Consider the following 17,649-nt stretch of genomic DNA (forward strand, 5'->3'; position numbering starts at 1 on the left):
CGCCTCCAGTTGTCCGGCCCCGCCGAGGGTCCATCATCACCCGCGGCGGTCCGGGACTTTCCGGCGGCTGCCCTCGCGGGCGGCTCCTCAGCCCAGCGGCACCGGCTCCGGGAGCCCGACCGGCCAGCTGTGGACGGGCTCTCCGGAGTGCATCAGCTCACCGTAGCGCCGGGTGGTGGCGGCCAGCGCCGCGTCCCGTCCCAGGCCCTTGGCCAGCGCCCGATGGAACGTTTCCACCTGCCATGACGCCCCGTTGGCCCGTCGCCGGCAGCGCTCCTCGATCACCCCGAGGTAGAAGTCCCGGTCGGCCGGCTCGACCCCCCAGGCGTCCAGCCCGACCTCCGCGAGCGGCAGCAGTTCGTCGCGCACGAGGTTCACGGCATCCACCGGTCCCACTCCGCCGTACCGTCCGCGGGGCCACTGCAGCCGTGCGTCGATGCCGTGGCGGCACGCCTCGTCGAAGTTGGCGGCGGCCGCCTCGAACGGCAGCCGGGTCCACACGGGCCGCGACTCCTCCGCCAGCGCGCGGACGACCCCGTAGTAGAAGGCCGCGTTGGCGATCACGTCCGTGATGGTCGGCCCGGCGGGCAGCACCCGGTTCTCGACCCGCAGGTGCGGGACCCCGTCGGCGATGCCGTAGACGGGCCGGTTCCAGCGGTAGATCGTGCCGTTGTGCAGGGTGAGTTCGGCGAGCGAGGGAGTGCCGCCCGCGTCGAGGACGCCGATCGGATCCTCGTCGTCGCAGATGGGCAGCAGGGCCGGGAAGAAGCGCAGGTTCTCCTCGAAGAGTTCGTACGCCGAGGAGATCCACCGCTCCCCGAACCAGGTGCGCGGCCGCACCCCCTGGGCCTGGAGTTCGGGCGGCCGGGTGTCGGTGGACTGCTGGAACAGGGGCGGCCGCGACTCCCGCCACAGTTCGTGCCCGAACAGGAACGGCGAGTTGGCACCGATGGCGACCTGCGCGGCGGCGACCGCCTGGGCGGCGTTCCACACGTCCGCGAACCGGCCCGGCGTCACCTGCAGATGCAGTTGCACGGAGGTGCAGGCGGCTTCCGGCGCGATGGACTTCGAGGTGCAGACGAGCCGCTCCACCCCGTCGATGTCCAGGGTGAAGTCCTCGCCGCGGGCGGCGACGATCTGATCGTTCAGCAGGGTGTAGCGGTCGCCCGCGGAGAGGTTCGAGGAGACCAGGTCGTCACGGCCCAGCGTGGGGAGAATACCGATCATCACGATGCCCGCGCCCACCTCGACCGCCTTGCGGTCGGCATAGGCGAGGGACGTGCGCAGCTCCTCGGAAAGCTGGTCGAATACCCGGCCCTCCAGCCGGTGTGGAGCTATGTTGACTTCCAGATTGAACATGGCGAGTTCTGTTTGGAAATCTCGGCTCGCAATGCGTTCGAGTACTTGCGCATTCATCATTCTCGGCAAACCGTCGCCGTCGACGAGGTTCAGCTCGATCTCCACACCCATGAGGTTCCTGGGGCGGTCGAACCGCTTCTCCTCCAACAGTCGCGCCAGCCCCGCCAGACACTGCCGGAGCTTGTCGCGGTACTGCTGGCGATCGGAGAGGCCAAACGGCCCCGCCACGACCTTCTCCCCCATCGAAGTGTCCTTCCTCGGATGGGCGGGCCGACATCTCGGCCGCTGGTGTACCGGGTCCACGGTTGATGATGCCCAGGCAGAGCCAGCGGTAACGTCCCACGCGGGACCTGCACACGCTAGGCTGAGCCCGGTCTTCTCCGACCTTATTTCCTCGGCATGCTTCTGGCACATTCAGCGGGCAAGAAAGAGTACGCGCTTACTGGCCGACGCCCTTTCGTGAAAAGCGTCGACGAGAACCGGCCGTCCCGTACGCGGTGGTAATCCGAGGTCACCGGCACACCCCTACCTGAAATGGGGGTGGCATGCATGTTCCGGCGGCCTGATACAGCCTTGTTCTTCATATCCGGAGCGGCTAGACGAAACACTGCGTGAACGCATGTCGTATAAACTCTGCAAACGAGGCTGAGAGCCGGCACCCGCGGTCCTCGGTCCTGCCGTCGGGCCACCGCGGCGGACCCCACCCACGCACCGGACCCCGGGCACCCGTCTCTTCGATCCCAGAGAGCTGACAGCGCCGTCCGCCCCCGCCCTCGCGTCACCGTGCCTGCCGAATGGAGAGGCCACTCACCATGCCGCTGCATGTCCCCCCGGCTCCCGCGCCCGCCCTGCGCACCGTCCTCACGGCCCTCGGTTCTCCCACCGCCGTCCACGAGGCGCGCACTCCCGCCCTGAAGAACGCACAGGGCCCCGTCACACCCGAGATCCCGCTGCCCGTCCACGTGCTCGACCGGATCACCCCGGAGGGCACCGGCACCGCCCGGCTCACCGGATGGCGGTTCCTGATCCGCTGCGGCGACCGCGCCGTGGCCGCCGCCGAGACCCGGCTGACCCCGGACGGCTGGGCGTTCTCGCACTTCTTCGAAGGCCCGTACATCACCTCGACCGAACTCGCCCTGCGCCAGGCCGACCTCATGCAGCAGCCCTACCAGCCACGCCTGCTGTCGGTGCCCGAGCTGTACATGCTCACGCTCTGGCTGCACGCCGACCCCACCGCCGACGCCGCCACCGGGCACCCGGCTCCGGCCGACGTACTGGTCCCGCTGGCGCCCGCGCCGCCCGGCATAGCCGCCCACCGGCCACACCTGGCCGCCGATCTCCTCCCGGTGCTGACCACCCGGCTGACACCCGTGCCCCTGTTGGGATCGCCCGCCTGAAATCCCGGACCGCACCACCTTTCACACCACGCCCGCCCCGTCACCGATATAACGGTGACGGGGCGCTCATTCATCGCTACGGGGAATTACCGCTCTTCCGGGCGTCAAAACGCTCGTACGAGCTATTCCCACGCCTTCCCCGTGCCGGACTAGCCCCATCCGACCATGTCGCACCACCCGAAAGGACAGTGCGATGGGGATGAACCTTCCGGGCGGGCGTTGCGTCATCAACCTGTGAAGAAGTCGTGCTGCGAAATGCCTGCGGAATGACGCCCGTGGGGCAACACTGGGACCGGACCGATTTATCACAACGGGGGGCGGCCATGAACGAGGCTTCACGCCGCGGGACAGACAAAACAGCCATCTCAGACCAGACGACCAACCGAAAGATCCCAACAACCATGTGCCAGCACCAGCCACTGTGCCCGACTGCCGAATCCGCCGACCGTGAAGGCGCCCGACTCGTGGCGCACCACCCGGAGCAGGGATGGAGCCTGCTCTGCAACGGCGTTCTGCTCTTCGAGGACACCGGTGAGCTCCTGCCGGACGGCCAGATCATCGCGCCGCACCGCCCGATGGGCACCGTGGTGACCGCCGCCTGAGCCACACTCACGTGTGCGCAGGGCGAGCGTCCCGCACAGGGCGCCCGCCCGGACAGAAGAGGGGCCGGCCGGAGAAGCACTCTCCGAACCGGCCCCGACGCGTATCCGCCCGCGACTACGCTTCGTAAGCGTCCAGCGGCGGGCAGGAACAGACCAGGTTCCGGTCACCGAACGCCTGGTCGATCCGCCGCACCGGCGGCCAGTACTTGTCCGCGCGCGAGACCCCGGCCGGGAAGACCGCCTCCTCACGCGTGTAGGCGTGGTTCCACTCCCCGCTCAGCGCGCCCGCGGTGTGCGGGGCGTTGCGCAGCGGGTTGTCGTCCGCGGGCCACTCGCCCGAGCCGACCTTCTCGATCTCCGCGCGGATCGCGATCATGGCCTCGCAGAACCGGTCCAGCTCCCCGAGGTCCTCGGACTCGGTCGGCTCGATCATCAGCGTCCCGGCCACCGGGAACGACATCGTCGGCGCGTGGAAACCGTAGTCGATCAGCCGCTTGGCGATGTCGTCGACGCTCACCCCGGTCGACTTGGCCAGCGGCCGCAGGTCGATGATGCACTCGTGCGCCACGAGCCCGCCCGGACCGGTGTAGAGCACCGGGTAGTGCGGCTCCAGCCGCTTGGCGATGTAGTTGGCGCTGAGCACCGCCACCTGCGTGGCCCGCTTCAGCCCCTCACCGCCCATGAGCCGGACGTACGCCCACGAGATCGGCAGGATGCCCGCCGAGCCCCACGGCGCCGCCGAGATCGGGCCGACACCCGTCTCCGGCCCTGCCGCGGGCTGCAGCGGGTGCTTCGGCAGGTACGGCGCCAGGTGCTCACGCACCGCGACCGGCCCGACACCGGGTCCACCGCCGCCGTGCGGGATGCAGAACGTCTTGTGCAGGTTGAGGTGCGAGACATCGCCGCCGAAGCGGCCGGGCTTGGCCAGACCCACCAGCGCGTTGAGGTTGGCGCCGTCGACGTACACCTGGCCGCCCGCGTCGTGCACCTGCGCGCAGATGTCGGCCACGTGCTCCTCGAACACTCCGTGCGTCGAGGGGTACGTGATCATCAGCACGGACAGCTCGTCGCGGTACTGCTCGATCTTCGCCCGCAGATCCTCGACGTCGATCTCGCCGTCGTCGGCGGTCCTCACGACGACGACCTTCATGCCGGCCATGACGGCACTCGCCGCGTTGGTGCCGTGCGCGGAGGACGGGATCAGGCACACCGTCCGCTGCTCGTCACCGTTCGCACGGTGGTACGCGCGCACGGCCAGCAGCCCCGCCAGCTCACCCTGCGAGCCGGCGTTCGGCTGCAGCGACACCTTGTCGTACCCGGTGGCCTCCGCCAGCCGCTCCTCCAGCTCACGGATGAGCGTGAGATACCCCTGCGCCTGCCCGGCGGGCGCGAACGGGTGCAGCTGCCCGAACTCGGGCCACGTCACCGGCTCCATCTCGGTGGTCGCGTTGAGCTTCATCGTGCAGGAGCCGAGCGGGATCATGCCCCGGTCCAGCGCGTAGTCCCGGTCCGCGAGCCGGCGAAGATAGCGCAGCATCGCGGTCTCGGAGCGGTGGTCGCGGAACACCGGGTGCGCCAGGTAGTCGTCCGACCGCAGCAGCCCCTCGGGCAGCGTGTCCGCGGCGGCGGCGTCCAGCGCCTCCACATCGCCCTCCACGCCGAACGCGGTCCACACGGCGCCCAGCTGCGCCCGCGTGGTGGTCTCGTCGCAGGAGACCGACACCAGGTCGGCGTCCACGAGGTGCAGGTTCACGCCATGTTCCCGCGCGGCGGCCACGACCTCACCGGCCCGCCCCGGCACCCGCACGGTGAGCGTGTCGAAGTACGACCCGTGCACGACCTCGACACCACCGGCCGCGAGCCCCGCGGCGAGCACGGTGGCGTACCGGTGGGTACGCCGGGCGATCGTCCGCAGCCCCTCCGGCCCGTGGTAGACGGCGTACATGCCGGCCATCACCGCGAGCAGCACCTGCGCCGTGCAGATGTTGCTGGTCGCCTTCTCCCGGCGGATGTGCTGCTCCCGCGTCTGCAGGGCGAGCCGGTACGCCTTGTGCCCGTCCGCGTCCACGGACACCCCGACGAGCCGTCCGGGCAGGCTGCGCGCGAACTTCTCCTGGACGGCCATGTAGCCCGCGTGCGGCCCGCCGAAGCCCATCGGCACACCGAAGCGCTGCGTCGTCCCGACCGCGATGTCGGCGCCCAGCTCACCGGGCGAGGTCAGCAGGGTCAGCGCCAGCAGATCGGCGGCGACGGTGACGAGCGCGCCGAGTGCGTGGGCCTGCTCGACGACCGGCTTCAGATCCCGTACGACACCGGAGGCGCCCGGGTACTGCAGCAGCACCCCGTTGATGTCGCGCGCGGCGATGTCGGCGGGGATTCCCTCGCTCAGGTCGGCGACGACGACCTCGACACCCGCCGGCTCGGCGCGGGTCTCGATCACGGCGATCGTCTGCGGCAGCGCGTCCGCGTCGACGAGGAAGAGGCCCTTCTTGTTCTTGCCCATGCGCCGCGACAACGCCATGGCCTCGGCGGCGGCGGTGCCCTCGTCGAGCAGCGAGGCCCCGGAGGTGGGCAGGCCGGTCAGCTCGGCGACCATGGTCTGGAAGTTCAGCAGGGCTTCGAGCCGCCCCTGGGAGATCTCGGGCTGGTACGGGGTGTAGGCCGTGTACCAGGCCGGGTTCTCCATGACGTTGCGCAGAATGACGGGCGGCGTGAAGGTCCCGTAGTACCCGAGCCCGATCATCGAGCCCAGCACCTCGTTGCGGTCCGCGAGCGAACGCAGCTCGGCGAGCACCTCGGCCTCGGTACGCGCCCCGGGCAGGTCCAGCGCCTCGGCGTTCTTGATCACATCCGGGACCGCGGCCGCCGTCAGTTCGTCCAGCGAGCCGTACCCGACGTGCGCGAGCATCTTGGCCCGGGCCTCGGCGTCCGGGCCGATGTGGCGCCGCTCGAAGGGGATGCCCTGTTCGAGCTCGGAAAGCGGAATGCGATGGGCGGTCATTGCGGAGGCCTCCTGGTCTGACACGACCTTCGAGGGGCACCACGGCACGGGCACCCCGACGGCCTCCCCCTCTGTCATCTCAACCTGAGAGCTTCACCGGTCCAGGTGCGGACCGGCTTTCACCGTCGGTGAGAGCGGGAGCCGTGACACCCGCCCTGCTTTCCAGAGTGACCTCGTCCGTGCGGTACGTGAGCCTGAGAGATTCCGGGGAGGAGTTGCTCCTTCGGCGCCTCCGGATGGGGTCCGGAGGACTCTCCCGCACGGGGTCGACAGCCGCTGCCAGCGTATCAGCGCGGGCAACGCACAGGTCTTCGAGTGGCCGCTCACCTCAATGTGCCTTTTCGTAGTGGTGAGAGACGATGTACAACCCCTTGCGACACTTGGAGGGCCCGTGCAGACCGACATCGATCCGCGCAACCTGATCGGCCGCAAGGCGTTCGACCGCAAGGGCACCAAGATCGGCACCGTGGACGAGGTCTATCTGGACGACGCCACCGGCATCCCCGAGTGGGCCGCGATACGCATGGGTTTCTTCGGCCGCGACGCCTTCGTCCCCCTGGAGCCCAGCGAACTGGTCGAGGGCACCCTCCGCGTCCCCTTCGAGCGCGCCCTGATCAAGGACGCCCCCGACTTCGGTGTGGGCCGCCACCTCTCTCCCGAGCAGGAACTCCAGCTCTACCACCACTACGGCCTGGACATAGCCCCGCCCCCGCCCGTCGACCACGACTTCGGGCACGCGGCCGGCCAGGACGACACCTGAGCCGATTCCGCCGCACCCACACGCCGCACGACACCACCGGACGGCCGAAGCGCCCGCACACGGTCCGGCGCCGCCTCAGCCCGGCATCCCGCCCGGCACCAGCGGCAACGGTTCCGCCGGCTCCAGCGCCTCGTCGTCCGTCCTGAACGTCCGCACCCGCCCCGGCCCCGCGTCGAGCGGCGTCTCGAACCGCACGGTCACCCGCCCGAGCCCGCTGCCCTGCACCCACCCGTGCCCGTACTCGGCGTGCCGCACATCGTGCCCGGCCCTCCACAGCCGCTCCCCGCCCGCGTTCTCCTCCACCGCGGGCACCTCCACGGCGCCCTTGGCCTCCTCCTCCACCGGCTCCGGCTCCCCGGCCGCCTGGGCGAACAGGTCCTCCTGCGTGTAGTCGGCCAGCCCGCTCACGCCGACGCCCAGCAGTCGCACCCCGCCCGTCGTGTCCACGGCCTCCAGCAGCCGGGCCGCGGCCTCCCGCACCACCGCGGGATCGTCCGTGGGTCCCCGCAGGGTCTCGGACCGGGTCAGGGTGGAGAAGTCGTACCGCCGTACCTTCAACTGGATCGTCCGCCCCGAGAGCCCGGCCTCCCGCAGCCTGCGCACACACCGGTCCGCGAGCCGCTGCACCTCCATGCGCACCCGCACCCGGTCATGGATGTCCACGTCGTACGTGTCCTCCACCGACACCGACTTCGTGTCCCGCTCGGCCACCACCGCCCGGTCGTCCCGCGCCAGCGCCATCGCGTACAGCCCGTGCCCATGGGCCTTCCCGAGCAGCCGTACGACCTCGTCCTCCCCCGCCTCCACGATCTCCTCGACCGTGGTGATCCCGGCACGCCGCAGATGGTCCCCGGTCGCGGGTCCCACACCCGGCAGGATCCGCACGGACATCGGGCCCAGCAAAGCCCGCTCGGTCCCCGGCTCGATCAGCACCAGCCCGTCGGGCTTGGCCTGCTCGGAGCCGAACTTCGCGAGCATCTTGGAGGCCGCGAGCCCCACGGACCCCGTCAACGCGGTCAGGGCCCGTATGTCCGCGCGCAACCGCTCCCCCGCCAGCCGCGCCGAGCTCTCGTCCCATGCCGCGCCCCCGGCCTCCAGATCCACGAAGGCCTCGTCCAGGCTCAACGGCTCCACCAGCGGCGACAGAGCCCGCAACAACCCCATGACCTGATCGCTGATCGTCCGGTAGAAGGTGAAGCGCGGCGTGAGGTACGCGGCGTTCGGCGCGAGCCTGCGCGCCTGCGCCATCGGCATCGCCGAGTGCACCCCGAAGACCCGTGCCTCGTACGAGGCGGTGGCGACCACTCCGCGCGGCCCCAGCCCGCCGACGACAACGGCTTTCCCTCGCAGACTCGGCTTCGACGCCTGCTCCGCCGAGGCGTAGAAGGCATCCATGTCGAGATGCAGGATCGTGGGCGCGGTTCTCACAACTCCGATGCTGCCCTACGCCACTGACAATGCCCCGCACACCGGCTCCACCGGCCACACCGGGGTCACGAACCACTCCCGCCACCGGACAGGCGGTCCCGGACGCGCATCCCTCGGCGGCCCTCAGACCGCCCGGTTCCGGCGCCGCGCCAGTTCGTCCGCCGGATTGTGGCCCAGGAGCGTCTCCCCCGTGTCGACCCGCTCCCCGTGCAACTGCGAGAGAGCGCTTTCGACGTCACGCCAGACGACCCCCACGGCGATGCCGAAAACCCCCTGGCCACCCTGGAGCAGGGCGTGGACCTCGTCGGGCGAGGTGCACTCGTAGACCGTCGCGCCGTCGCTCATGAGGGTCATCCGCTCCAGATCGCTGAAGCCACGCTCCCGCAGGTGCTGGATGGCGGTGCGGATGTTCTGCAGCGACACCCCCGTGTCGAGGAACCGTTTCACGATCTTCAGGACGACCACGTCCCGGAAGCTGTAGAGGCGCTGCGTCCCCGAGCCCTGGGCGGACCGCACACTCGGCTCCACGAGGCCCGTGCGGGCCCAGTAGTCGAGCTGACGGTAGGTGATGCCGGCGGCCGCGCACGCGGTGGGACCGCGGTAGCCGACCTCCTCGTGCGGCTCGGGCGCCGCCTCGGCACTGTCCTGCACGGCCGTGGGCCGCTGCGGGACGTGACCGGCCGCGCTGCCTTGATGGGGGTCCCCCCAGCTGGACCGCAGCCGAGAGCCTGGGGGAGGGTACGGGCCGCCGCTCCCCAGCCTGCGTCCGGGGGCACCCCCAGCCGTACCGTCGCCGCTGCTTCTCACGCCGACCTCCGTCCTTGACCTGCCTCATCGACGGTAGGCAGCCACCAGGGGCGCGTCAACGACCATCGCACTCGCCACGCCGAGTGATAATCACCCTGAGAGTGGTTTCGCGTGCCCTCCCGCGGGGAAAGGCTAGCCGAATGCGCTCCCGTCGAGCCGCCCCGGCACACCACACCGGCGCGCCCGCCGCCGACGGCGGCAGGCACTGTCAGGACCCCTCAGCCCCGTACGACAGCTCCGCGCGACCGTCTGTCCGGCCTCACTGACTGTTCGTCCCGAAGTCCTCGGGCGAGATCTGGTCGAGGAACTCGCGGAACTTCTCCACCTCGTCCTCCTGCTCGTCCGGGATCGCGATGCCCGCGTCGTCGAGCACCCCGTCACTGCCGAAGATCGGCGTCCCGGTACGCAGCGCCAGCGCTATGGCATCGGAAGGGCGGGCACTCACCTCGACGCCGCTGGCGAACACCAGCTCCGCGTAGAAGACGCCCTCACGCAGGTCCGTGATGCGCACTTCCGTGAGCTCCTGGCCGACGGCCTCCAGCACGTCCTTGAACAGGTCGTGGGTCAGCGGCCGCGCGGGGGCCATGCCCTGCTGGGCGAAAGCGATCGCCGTCGCCTCCCCCGGCCCGATCCAGATGGGGAGGTAACGGTCGCCTCCCACTTCGCGCAGGAGCACGATCGGTTGGTTGGAGGGCATTTCCACCCGGACACCTACGACATCGAGCTCGTTCACACAGCAACCCTAGGCCGTGCTCGGGATGTTTGGGTAGTCGGGCCCGGATCGGCCGACCGATCCGCCACGGGCGAACACCACGCCTCAGCGCGGCCGCACACCCAGCGCACCGCGCACGAGGGCGGCGTGCAGCTTGACCGTCAGCCCCGCCAGCTCCCTCGCCTGTTCCTCCGCATGCGCTCTGGTCTGCGGGTTACGGTGCCGGCGCAGCGGCGCCACCACCTGGTCGACGAGCCCGGCCTCACGGTCCGCGGCGGCCCGCATCACCCGCAGGTGCCGAGGCTCGATACCGAATCGCCCCAGTTCGACCACAAGCGTGGCGATGGTGAGAACGTCGGCGTCGTACGACCCGTCCGGCAGCGGGGCCACCAGCCCGTACGACTCCCATTCGGCCAGCTGCTCCTCGTCGATCCCGGCGCCGGCGATGAACTCGCCCCGCCCGATCCGGGCGGCCGCCGGCTCCTCGGGCTCGCCGAACAGCTCACTCAGGCGCTCCCCGTCGCCCACGTCCCGCTGCCGCCCCACGGACGGCAGCCGGACGTCCTCTCCGCGCTCCAGGGCCTCCAGATACTCACGGATCACCTTGAGCGGCAGATAGTGGTCCCGCTGCATCCTGAGGACGTGCCCGAGGCGCTCGACATCCCCGGCACTGAACTTCCGATACCCCGAGGGGGTCCGCTGCGGCTCGATGAGCCCCTCGGACTCCAGGAAACGGATCTTGGAGATGGTCACCTCGGGGAACTCGTCACGCAGTGCGTTGAGAACCGTGCCGATGCTCATCAGGCCACTGTCCGCGGCGGCGGTGCCGTGATCGGCACCACCGCTCGTTGTTCGAAGCATGGACCTTCCCTGGGGTTCCCCGGAGCCGGTCCGGGGGAGGGTCAGTAGCCCCGCTGGCTCGCGTAGAAGACCAGCCGGTACTTGCCGATCTGCACCTCGTCGCCGTTGTGCAAAGCGACCTGGTCGATCCGCTCGCGGTTGACGTACGTCCCGTTCAGGCTGCCGACGTCGGCGACCGTGAACGAGCCGTCCTGGGCTCGGCGGAACTCCACGTGGCGACGCGACACCGTCACGTCGTCGAGGAAGATGTCGCTCTGCGGGTGACGGCCCGCCGTGGTGAGGTCGCCGTCCAGCAGGAAGCGGCTGCCCGCGTTCGGCCCACGACGGACGACCAGGAGCGCGGAGCCGAGCGGCAGCGCGTCGACGGCGGCCTGCGCCTCGGGAGAGAGCGCCGGCAGCTGCGTCTGGCCGGTGACCTCTGAGTCGTAGGCTTCCAGGCCGGAGATGGAGATGGTCGAGGTCGTCTCGGACGGACGCTCGGCGGTCGCACCGGCCCGCAGCGGAGCACCGCAGTTCGAGCAGAAGCGGCTGTTCTCCGCGTTGCGGTTACCGCACCTCGTGCACACCAGGGCCGACATCGACGGATCCTCCTGCCGCGGCTGCCCCGCCGGGGCATGGGACGCATACGGGTCTGAGCTGAACCCTCCACCCGTACCTGAGGTTGACGGTTCCCCGAAACCTATGCGGCCCGACTGCGCAGGGTCAACAGACGGCGCGCCCTGACCTCCCGAAATGTCACCCCCCGGACCAGCGACCTGGTCCCGGAACATGGGGCGCTCGCCACCCTGGCCCTCCGCCTCGGAAGGCTGCGCGCGATGGCGGGAGGTCGCGTTGTCGCTGCCCTCTCGCGCGCTCTTGCCGAACAACTTCGCAAACAACTTCACGGGCGATTCCCCTTGACCGAAACAGACCCGCCCGTGGGGCAGGACGAACCCTGACTGAACACACCGGCCGACCCGGACAACCTCACAACGTCCGTATCCACCAGACAGTTTCCACCACGCACCACCCATTCGGTGCGCCGACCCCCCGCAACCTCATGCCCTCGCCGGACGGGCCCCATGCACCTGCGCTTCACTGGGAGGACGACCGAGCGTAGTCAGGCCGCTTCGCTGCTCGCAAGGCGTCCACGACGATCTTCTCCGCCCGCCGCACGGTCACGGTGGCCTGCTCCTTCTCCATCGTCTGCACCACACCTCCGGGGATGTTCAGTGCGGGCTCCAGGTCCTTCGGGTTGCCGATGACCTTGAAACGAAAAGGCTGGGTGATCTTGTTCCCGTCGACACTGATTCCCTCACCGGAATCGGTCAGAAAGGTGCTGGCCACGACCCGTACGCCGTTCACCTGGATCGCCTCGGCGCCGGCCGCGCGCAGCTCCTGGATCGCGTCGAGCAACATGTCCGCCTCGACCGTTCCCTTCGTGTCGTCGACCGTCAGTGTGATGCCGGGTCCCTGCGCCGCCACCGTGCCCGCCAGAATGCCGAGTTGCCGCTCCTTCTCGACCGTCTGCTTGCGCGCCTCCTCGGCCTGGTCCGAACTGTTCTCCAGCTCGGTGCGCTGATCCTCGAGACCCTGCTTCTCCTCCTCCAGACGCTGCGTACGGTCATCCAGTTCATCGAGGATGCGTACGAGATCTTCCTGACGTGCTCCGCGCAGCGCGCTGTCGTCGTTGTTGGAGGCCACCTGGATGGCCAGTCCGAAGCCGAGGCCGAACAGCAGGAGCGCCACGATGAGTTGGGCGCGGGTGAAGCGCGGAGGCCACAGCCCCTGCGCCAGGCGCTGCCGCCCTGTCCTCTTGTCCTTGTCGTTCTCCTCCAGAGGAGCCTCACCGGGCTCCTGGGCGGCCGTGGAGGGCACCTCCTGGGGGAGCTCCCGGCGCAGCCTCGTCGTCGGCGCGTCGTCCTCTCCCCGGCCCGCGGTCGGCTCGGGTCCCGGCGTCTCGTCCCGCTCGTTCATCGGCCTCACGCCCGGAACACGTGCCGGCGGATCGCCGCGGCGTTGGAGAAGATACGGATACCGAGGACGACCACGACGCCCGTGGACAGCTGGGCGCCGACACCCAACTTGTCGCCGAGGAAGACGATCAGGGCGGCCACCACGACGTTCGACAGGAACGAGACCACGAAGACCTTGTCGTCGAAGATGCCGTCCAGCATCGCGCGCAGACCGCCGAATACGGCGTCGAGCGCCGCGACCACGGCGATGGGGAGATACGGCTCGACGACCGCCGGTACCTCGGGCCGGACCAACAGTCCGGCCACGACTCCGAGGACGAGGCCCAGTACGGCGATCACGATGTGCCCTTCTCTGTGCTGGGTTCTGCTGTTCGTACGATCACGCTCGGCGCGGCCGGCACCTTGATGTCGTCCTCGGCGGAGATGCTCGTCCTGATACCGAAGTTCTCCTGGAGGGCGTGCAGATACAGCCCGTCGGGGCTGTTCTGGAACCTGGTGCTCAGCCGCTGCCCGTCCCCCACCGCGAGGACCGTGTAGGGCGGCGCCAGTGGCTTGTTGTCGACCAGTATCGCGTCCCCGGCGGCCCTGATCGCCGACAGCGCGGTGAGCCGCTGCCCGTTGATCGAGATGGCCTCGGCTCCCGACGCCCACAGGCCGTTGACCACCCGCTGCATATCCCGGTCGCGCACCCGGCCGGTGTCCGAGAACCCGGACGTCTCGCGCGGGTCGCCGTCACCGCCCTGGGCGGCGTCCTTGGAGTCGTCGACGACGAGCCGCACCCCCGGGCCGTGCACCTCGACGGCGCCCGACAGGACGCCCACCAGGTCGTTCCCGTCGTGACGGCCGCCGCCGTCCTCCAGCGCCTTGCGCTGGCGCGCGCTCACGTCGTCACGGAGCGCGTCCACGGAGTCCTCCAGCTCGTCCGCGGTCGTCGTCTCCTGCTGGATGCGGTCGATGAGCTCCTCGCGCTCCTTGGCGACCACGGGAGCGCTTATCCGCGCCTGTGCCGCGCCCACCGTCACCACGAGGGCGGCCAGCACCAGGCCGGCCGCGAGCCCCAGCTTGGCTCGCACGGTCTTGGGCATGCCCTCGGCGCCCGCGGCCTTCCTGCGGGCGGCGGCCTCGGCGTATCCGTCGTCGAGGCTGTGGTCCATGACGTTGTTGAGCAGCGACATGGAGGCGTCCGGACGCGACGGGCGCGTGGGTGTGCTCCGAACGGGGGGCTGCTGCGGCATGCCGCACATCGTCGCACGTCGCGACCACTACCTCCGAACGGCCCCACCGGCGTGCCGGACAGGCCCCGTTGGGGGCACTTGTCCGGCACGCACGCGTGCGGGGCCGTTCAGCGTCCGGCGCTGTCCACGACCGCCGACCACTCGTCGAGCAGGGCCTGCGCGGAGGCGTCGTCGGGGCCCTCGGCCCACAGATGGGTGACGGCCTCGGCCGGGTCCGGCAGCACCATCACCCACCGCCCGTCGGTCTCCACGACCCGCACTCCGTCGGTCGTGTCGACGAAACGGTCACCGGCCGCCTCCACGACCCGGCGCATCACCAGGCCCTTGACGGCCCACGGGGTGGCGAGGTCCCGCTTGAGGACGTGCGCCCGCGGAATCCGCGCGTCGATCTGGCTGAGCGTGAGCTGCGTCCGTGCCACGAGCCCGATGAGCCGTACGAAGGCCGCCGTCCCGTCGAAGACACTGCTGAACTCCGGCACGATGAACCCACCGCGCCCGTCGCCGCCGAAGATGGTCGTCTCGTCCCCGCCGACCCGCGTGAGGTCGTCCGGGGAGGTGGTCGTCCACTCGACCTGGGTGCCGTGGTACGCCGCGACCTGCTCACCGATCCGGGTGGTGGTCACCGGCAGCGCCACCCGCCCGCTGCGCCGCTCCGCCGCCACCAGGTCGAGCATGACCAGCAGGGCCCGGTCGTCCTCGACGATCCGCCCCTTCTCGTCCACGAGCGACAACCGTTCACCGACGGGGTCGAACCGCACACCGAACGCCGCCCGCGAGGACGCCACGATCTCACCGAGCCGCACCAGCCCGGAGCGCCGCATGTCTCCGGTCTCCGTCGGCCTCGACTCGTCGAGACCCGGGTTGATCGTCAACGAGTCGACACCCAGCTTGCCGAGCAGACTGGGCAGCACCAGGCCGGCGCTTCCGTTGGAGGCGTCCACGACGACCTTGAGCCCCGACTCGGCGATGCCGGTCGTGTCGACGTTGCGCAACAGCGACCCGGTGTACGAGTCGAACACGCTGGCCGGGAAGTGCAGGTCCCCGATCTCCCCGGGGAACGCGCGCCGGTACTCCTGCCGCGCGAACACCCGGTCCAGCTTCCGCTGGCTGCCCTGCGAGAGGTCGGCCCCCTGCCCGTCGAAGAACATGATGTCGACCGAGTCCGGAACCCCGGGCGTCGTCCGGATCATGATCCCGCCGGCACTGCCCCGCGCGGTCTGCTGCCGGGCCACCGGCAGCGGCACGTTCTCCAGGTCCCGGACGTCGATGGCGCTGGCCTGCAGCGCCGAGATGACCGCCCGCTTCAGCGCACGGGCGCCCCGGGAGTGGTCGCGGGCGGTGGTGACCGTGGAGCCCTTCTTGAGCGTCGTGGCGTACGCTCCGGCGAGTCTGACGGCCAGTTCCGGGGTGATCTCCACGTTCAGGATTCCGGAGACACCACGGGCGCCGAACAGGTGCGCCTGCCCCCGGGACTCCCAGATCACCGACGTGTTGACGAAGGCGCCGGCCTCGATCGTCTTGAACGGGTAGACGCGGACGTTCCCCTGGATGATCGATTCTTCGCCGACGAGGCACTCGTCGCCGATCACCGCGCCGTCCTCGATCCGCGCCGCCCGCATGATGTCGGTGTTCTTGCCGACCACGCATCCACGCAGATTGCTGTGCTGCCCGATGTAGACGTTGTCGTGGACCACGGCCTTGTGCAGGAAGGCCCCGCTCTTCACGACGACGTTCGAGCCCACCACGGTGTGCTCCCGGATTTCCGCGCCGGCCTCGACCTTGGCGTAGTCCCCGACATACAGCGGCCCGCGCAGCACGGCGTCCGGATGCACCTCGGCGCCTTCGGCGATCCAGACCCCGGGCGACAGCTCGAACCCGTCGATCTCGACGTCCACCTTGCCCTCGAGCACGTCGGCCTGCGCCTTGACGTAGCTCTCGTGCGTACCGACATCCTCCCAGTAGCCCTCGGCGACGAAGCCGTAGACCGGCTTGCCCTCCTTCATCAGCTGCGGGAAGACGTCACCGGACCAGTCGACGGGAACATCGGCCTCGACATAGTCGAAGACTTCGGGCTCCATCACGTAGATGCCCGTGTTCACGGTGTCCGAGAAGACCTGGCCCCAGGTCGGCTTCTCCAGGAACCGCTCGACCTTGCCTTCCTCGTCGACGATCGTGATACCGAATTCCAGCGGATTCGGCACCCTCGTCAGACAGACGGTGACCAGCGCGCCCTTTTCCTTGTGGAAATTGATGAGCTCGGTGAGGTCGAAGTCCGTGAGGGCGTCGCCGGAGATGACAAGGAAGGCATCGTCCTTCAGCGCCTCCTCGGCGTTCTTCACGCTCCCGGCGGTACCGAGTGGCTTCTCCTCGTTGGCATAGGTGAGCTCCATCCCGAGCTCCTCGCCGTCACCGAAGTAGTTCTTGACCAGTGACGCCAGGAACTGGACTGTAACGACGGTCTCATTGAGCCCATGCCTTTTGAGCAGCCTGAGCACATGCTCCATGATCGGGCGGTTCACCACGGGCAGGAGCGGCTTGGGCATGCTCGAGGTCATGGGGCGAAGGCGTGTGCCTTCACCTCCGGCCATCACGACGGCCTTCATGTCGGAAGCGTCCTCCTTGAAGAGACGACGGTCTAGCCGACTTCACCCGTCCGGATTGTCCCGCACTTTTTCAAAGCGGGCCATCGAGCCACCTACGGCCGCCCGATCGGGCGGGCTCAATCGGCCATGGTGTCCGCACTGACGAGTCGGCGGACCTGAACCACGTAGAGGATCCCTGCCCACCAATACAGGGTTGTACCCCATCCGGCGAACGCCCATCCGAAAATAGCAGCGAGTGACGGGATCCACCCGCTTCCGTCACTGAGCAGGAGCAACGGGAACGCGTACATCAAGTTGAAGGTGGCCGCCTTCCCGAGGAAGTTCACCTGGGGCGGCGGATAGCCGTGCCGGCGGAGGATGCCCACCATCACCAGCAGGACCAGCTCACGCAAGAGCAGTGCAGCGGTCAACCAGAAGGGCAGAATCTCGCGCCAGGTGAGTCCCACCAGAGTGGACAGAATGTACAACCTGTCCGCCGCGGGATCGAGGAGCCGGCCCAGGCTGCTGATCTGGTTCCAGCGCCGCGCCAGCATGCCGTCCAGATAGTCACTGACGCCGCTGAGAGCGATCACGAGGAACGCCCAGCCGTCGACCTTGGGGCCGCCGAACTCGGGCCAGAGGATCAACCACAGGAAGACGGGCACACCAACGAGCCGCGCCATGCTGAGAATGTTCGGGATGGTGAGGACCCGGTCCGTCTGGACCCGGGTCTCCTGTACCTCCACCCGGGGGCCTCCTGTGGGAAATGAGCCAACGATGCCCCCTGACCCTACCTCAACGCAAAAAAGCTCTGGCTCCTGGGCGGTATGCCCAAGAGCCAGAGCTATAAAAGGAGTTCGGCGGCGTCCTACTCTCCCACAGGGTCCCCCCTGCAGTACCATCGGCGCTGTAAGGCTTAGCTTCCGGGTTCGGAATGTAACCGGGCGTTT

Annotated in this window: 15 protein-coding genes, 1 rRNA gene and 1 riboswitch; of the genes, 3 read left to right on the forward strand and 13 right to left on the reverse strand. The window is 69.4% G+C overall.

Features of this window, described 5'->3' with window-relative positions; genetic code table 11:
* Nucleotides 1-87: 87 nt before the first annotated feature.
* Nucleotides 88-1,602 (reverse strand): glutamate-cysteine ligase family protein, encoded by a 1,515-nt coding sequence (locus ACZ6BB_RS31560; protein ID WP_471618518.1) that lies wholly within the window; start codon nt 1,600-1,602, stop codon nt 88-90.
* A 569-nt stretch (nt 1,603-2,171) separates the two neighbouring features.
* On the opposite strand from ACZ6BB_RS31560, the gene ACZ6BB_RS31565 reads away from it, so the two are divergent.
* Both ACZ6BB_RS31565 and ACZ6BB_RS31570 read left to right on the forward strand, forming a co-directional pair.
* The gene (locus ACZ6BB_RS31565) at nt 2,172-2,756 is read left to right on the forward strand and encodes a hypothetical protein (protein ID WP_471618519.1); all 585 of its coding nucleotides are present in this window, start codon (nt 2,172-2,174) and stop codon (nt 2,754-2,756) included.
* Nucleotides 2,757-3,157: 401 nt separating this feature from the next.
* A complete protein-coding gene (locus tag ACZ6BB_RS31570; protein ID WP_013005137.1) occupies nt 3,158-3,358 on the forward strand; it encodes a DUF5999 family protein in 201 nt (66 codons plus the stop codon).
* A 115-nt stretch (nt 3,359-3,473) separates the two neighbouring features.
* Here the strand turns inward: ACZ6BB_RS31570 and gcvP are convergent, their stop codons facing one another.
* Nucleotides 3,474-6,359: an aminomethyl-transferring glycine dehydrogenase gene (gene gcvP / locus ACZ6BB_RS31575; protein WP_471618520.1), complete on the reverse strand. Its 2,886-nt coding sequence runs from the start codon at nt 6,357-6,359 to the stop codon at nt 3,474-3,476.
* A gap of 172 nt (nt 6,360-6,531) precedes the next feature.
* A riboswitch (glycine riboswitch) is annotated at nt 6,532-6,628 on the reverse strand.
* Nucleotides 6,629-6,750: 122 nt separating this feature from the next.
* Between gcvP and ACZ6BB_RS31580 the strand changes: the two genes are divergently transcribed.
* On the forward strand, nt 6,751-7,119 hold the full coding sequence (locus ACZ6BB_RS31580) for a PRC-barrel domain-containing protein (RefSeq protein ID WP_471618521.1): 369 nt from the start codon (nt 6,751-6,753) through the stop codon (nt 7,117-7,119).
* Nucleotides 7,120-7,194: 75 nt separating this feature from the next.
* Here ACZ6BB_RS31580 and ACZ6BB_RS31585 read toward each other — a convergent pair whose 3' ends face one another.
* The 11 genes from ACZ6BB_RS31585 to rrf form a co-directional block, all read right to left on the reverse strand.
* Nucleotides 7,195-8,547: a DNA polymerase IV gene (locus ACZ6BB_RS31585; RefSeq protein WP_471618522.1), complete on the reverse strand. Its 1,353-nt coding sequence runs from the start codon at nt 8,545-8,547 to the stop codon at nt 7,195-7,197.
* A gap of 123 nt (nt 8,548-8,670) precedes the next feature.
* Nucleotides 8,671-9,354 carry a MerR family transcriptional regulator gene (locus tag ACZ6BB_RS31590; protein ID WP_471618523.1) on the reverse strand — a complete coding sequence of 228 codons (684 nt, stop codon included), beginning with the start codon at nt 9,352-9,354 and terminating at the stop codon, nt 8,671-8,673.
* Nucleotides 9,355-9,613: 259 nt separating this feature from the next.
* Nucleotides 9,614-10,087: a bifunctional nuclease family protein gene (locus ACZ6BB_RS31595; protein ID WP_005475662.1), complete on the reverse strand. Its 474-nt coding sequence runs from the start codon at nt 10,085-10,087 to the stop codon at nt 9,614-9,616.
* Between the two features lie 84 nt (nt 10,088-10,171).
* Entirely contained in the window at nt 10,172-10,927 is a 756-nt protein-coding gene (ftsR, locus tag ACZ6BB_RS31600) for a transcriptional regulator FtsR (protein WP_471618524.1), read from the reverse strand.
* 41 nt (nt 10,928-10,968) lie between these two features.
* Nucleotides 10,969-11,940 (reverse strand): FHA domain-containing protein, encoded by a 972-nt coding sequence (locus ACZ6BB_RS31605; protein ID WP_275459763.1) that lies wholly within the window; start codon nt 11,938-11,940, stop codon nt 10,969-10,971.
* A gap of 61 nt (nt 11,941-12,001) precedes the next feature.
* On the reverse strand, nt 12,002-12,883 hold the full coding sequence (locus ACZ6BB_RS31610; protein ID WP_471618542.1) for a DUF881 domain-containing protein: 882 nt from the start codon (nt 12,881-12,883) through the stop codon (nt 12,002-12,004).
* Nucleotides 12,884-12,888: 5 nt separating this feature from the next.
* Nucleotides 12,889-13,221, reverse strand: a complete 333-nt coding sequence (locus tag ACZ6BB_RS31615; RefSeq protein WP_009343209.1) for a small basic family protein — start codon at nt 13,219-13,221, stop codon at nt 12,889-12,891.
* Nucleotides 13,218-14,126 (reverse strand): DUF881 domain-containing protein, encoded by a 909-nt coding sequence (locus tag ACZ6BB_RS31620; protein ID WP_471618525.1) that lies wholly within the window; start codon nt 14,124-14,126, stop codon nt 13,218-13,220. The genes ACZ6BB_RS31615 and ACZ6BB_RS31620 overlap by 4 nt, the downstream gene beginning before the upstream one ends.
* Before the next feature lie 98 nt (nt 14,127-14,224).
* Complete coding sequence (locus ACZ6BB_RS31625) at nt 14,225-16,720, reverse strand: sugar phosphate nucleotidyltransferase (RefSeq protein ID WP_471618526.1); 2,496 nt, start codon at nt 16,718-16,720, stop codon at nt 14,225-14,227.
* A 116-nt stretch (nt 16,721-16,836) separates the two neighbouring features.
* Nucleotides 16,837-17,445, reverse strand: coding sequence for a CDP-alcohol phosphatidyltransferase family protein (locus ACZ6BB_RS31630; RefSeq protein ID WP_471618527.1), 609 nt, complete (start codon nt 17,443-17,445; stop codon nt 16,837-16,839).
* A 109-nt stretch (nt 17,446-17,554) separates the two neighbouring features.
* Nucleotides 17,555-17,649: ribosomal RNA gene (gene rrf / locus ACZ6BB_RS31635) — 5S ribosomal RNA — on the reverse strand; the annotation flags it as partial.

This window comes from Streptomyces sp. NPDC041108 (assembly GCF_055592645.1).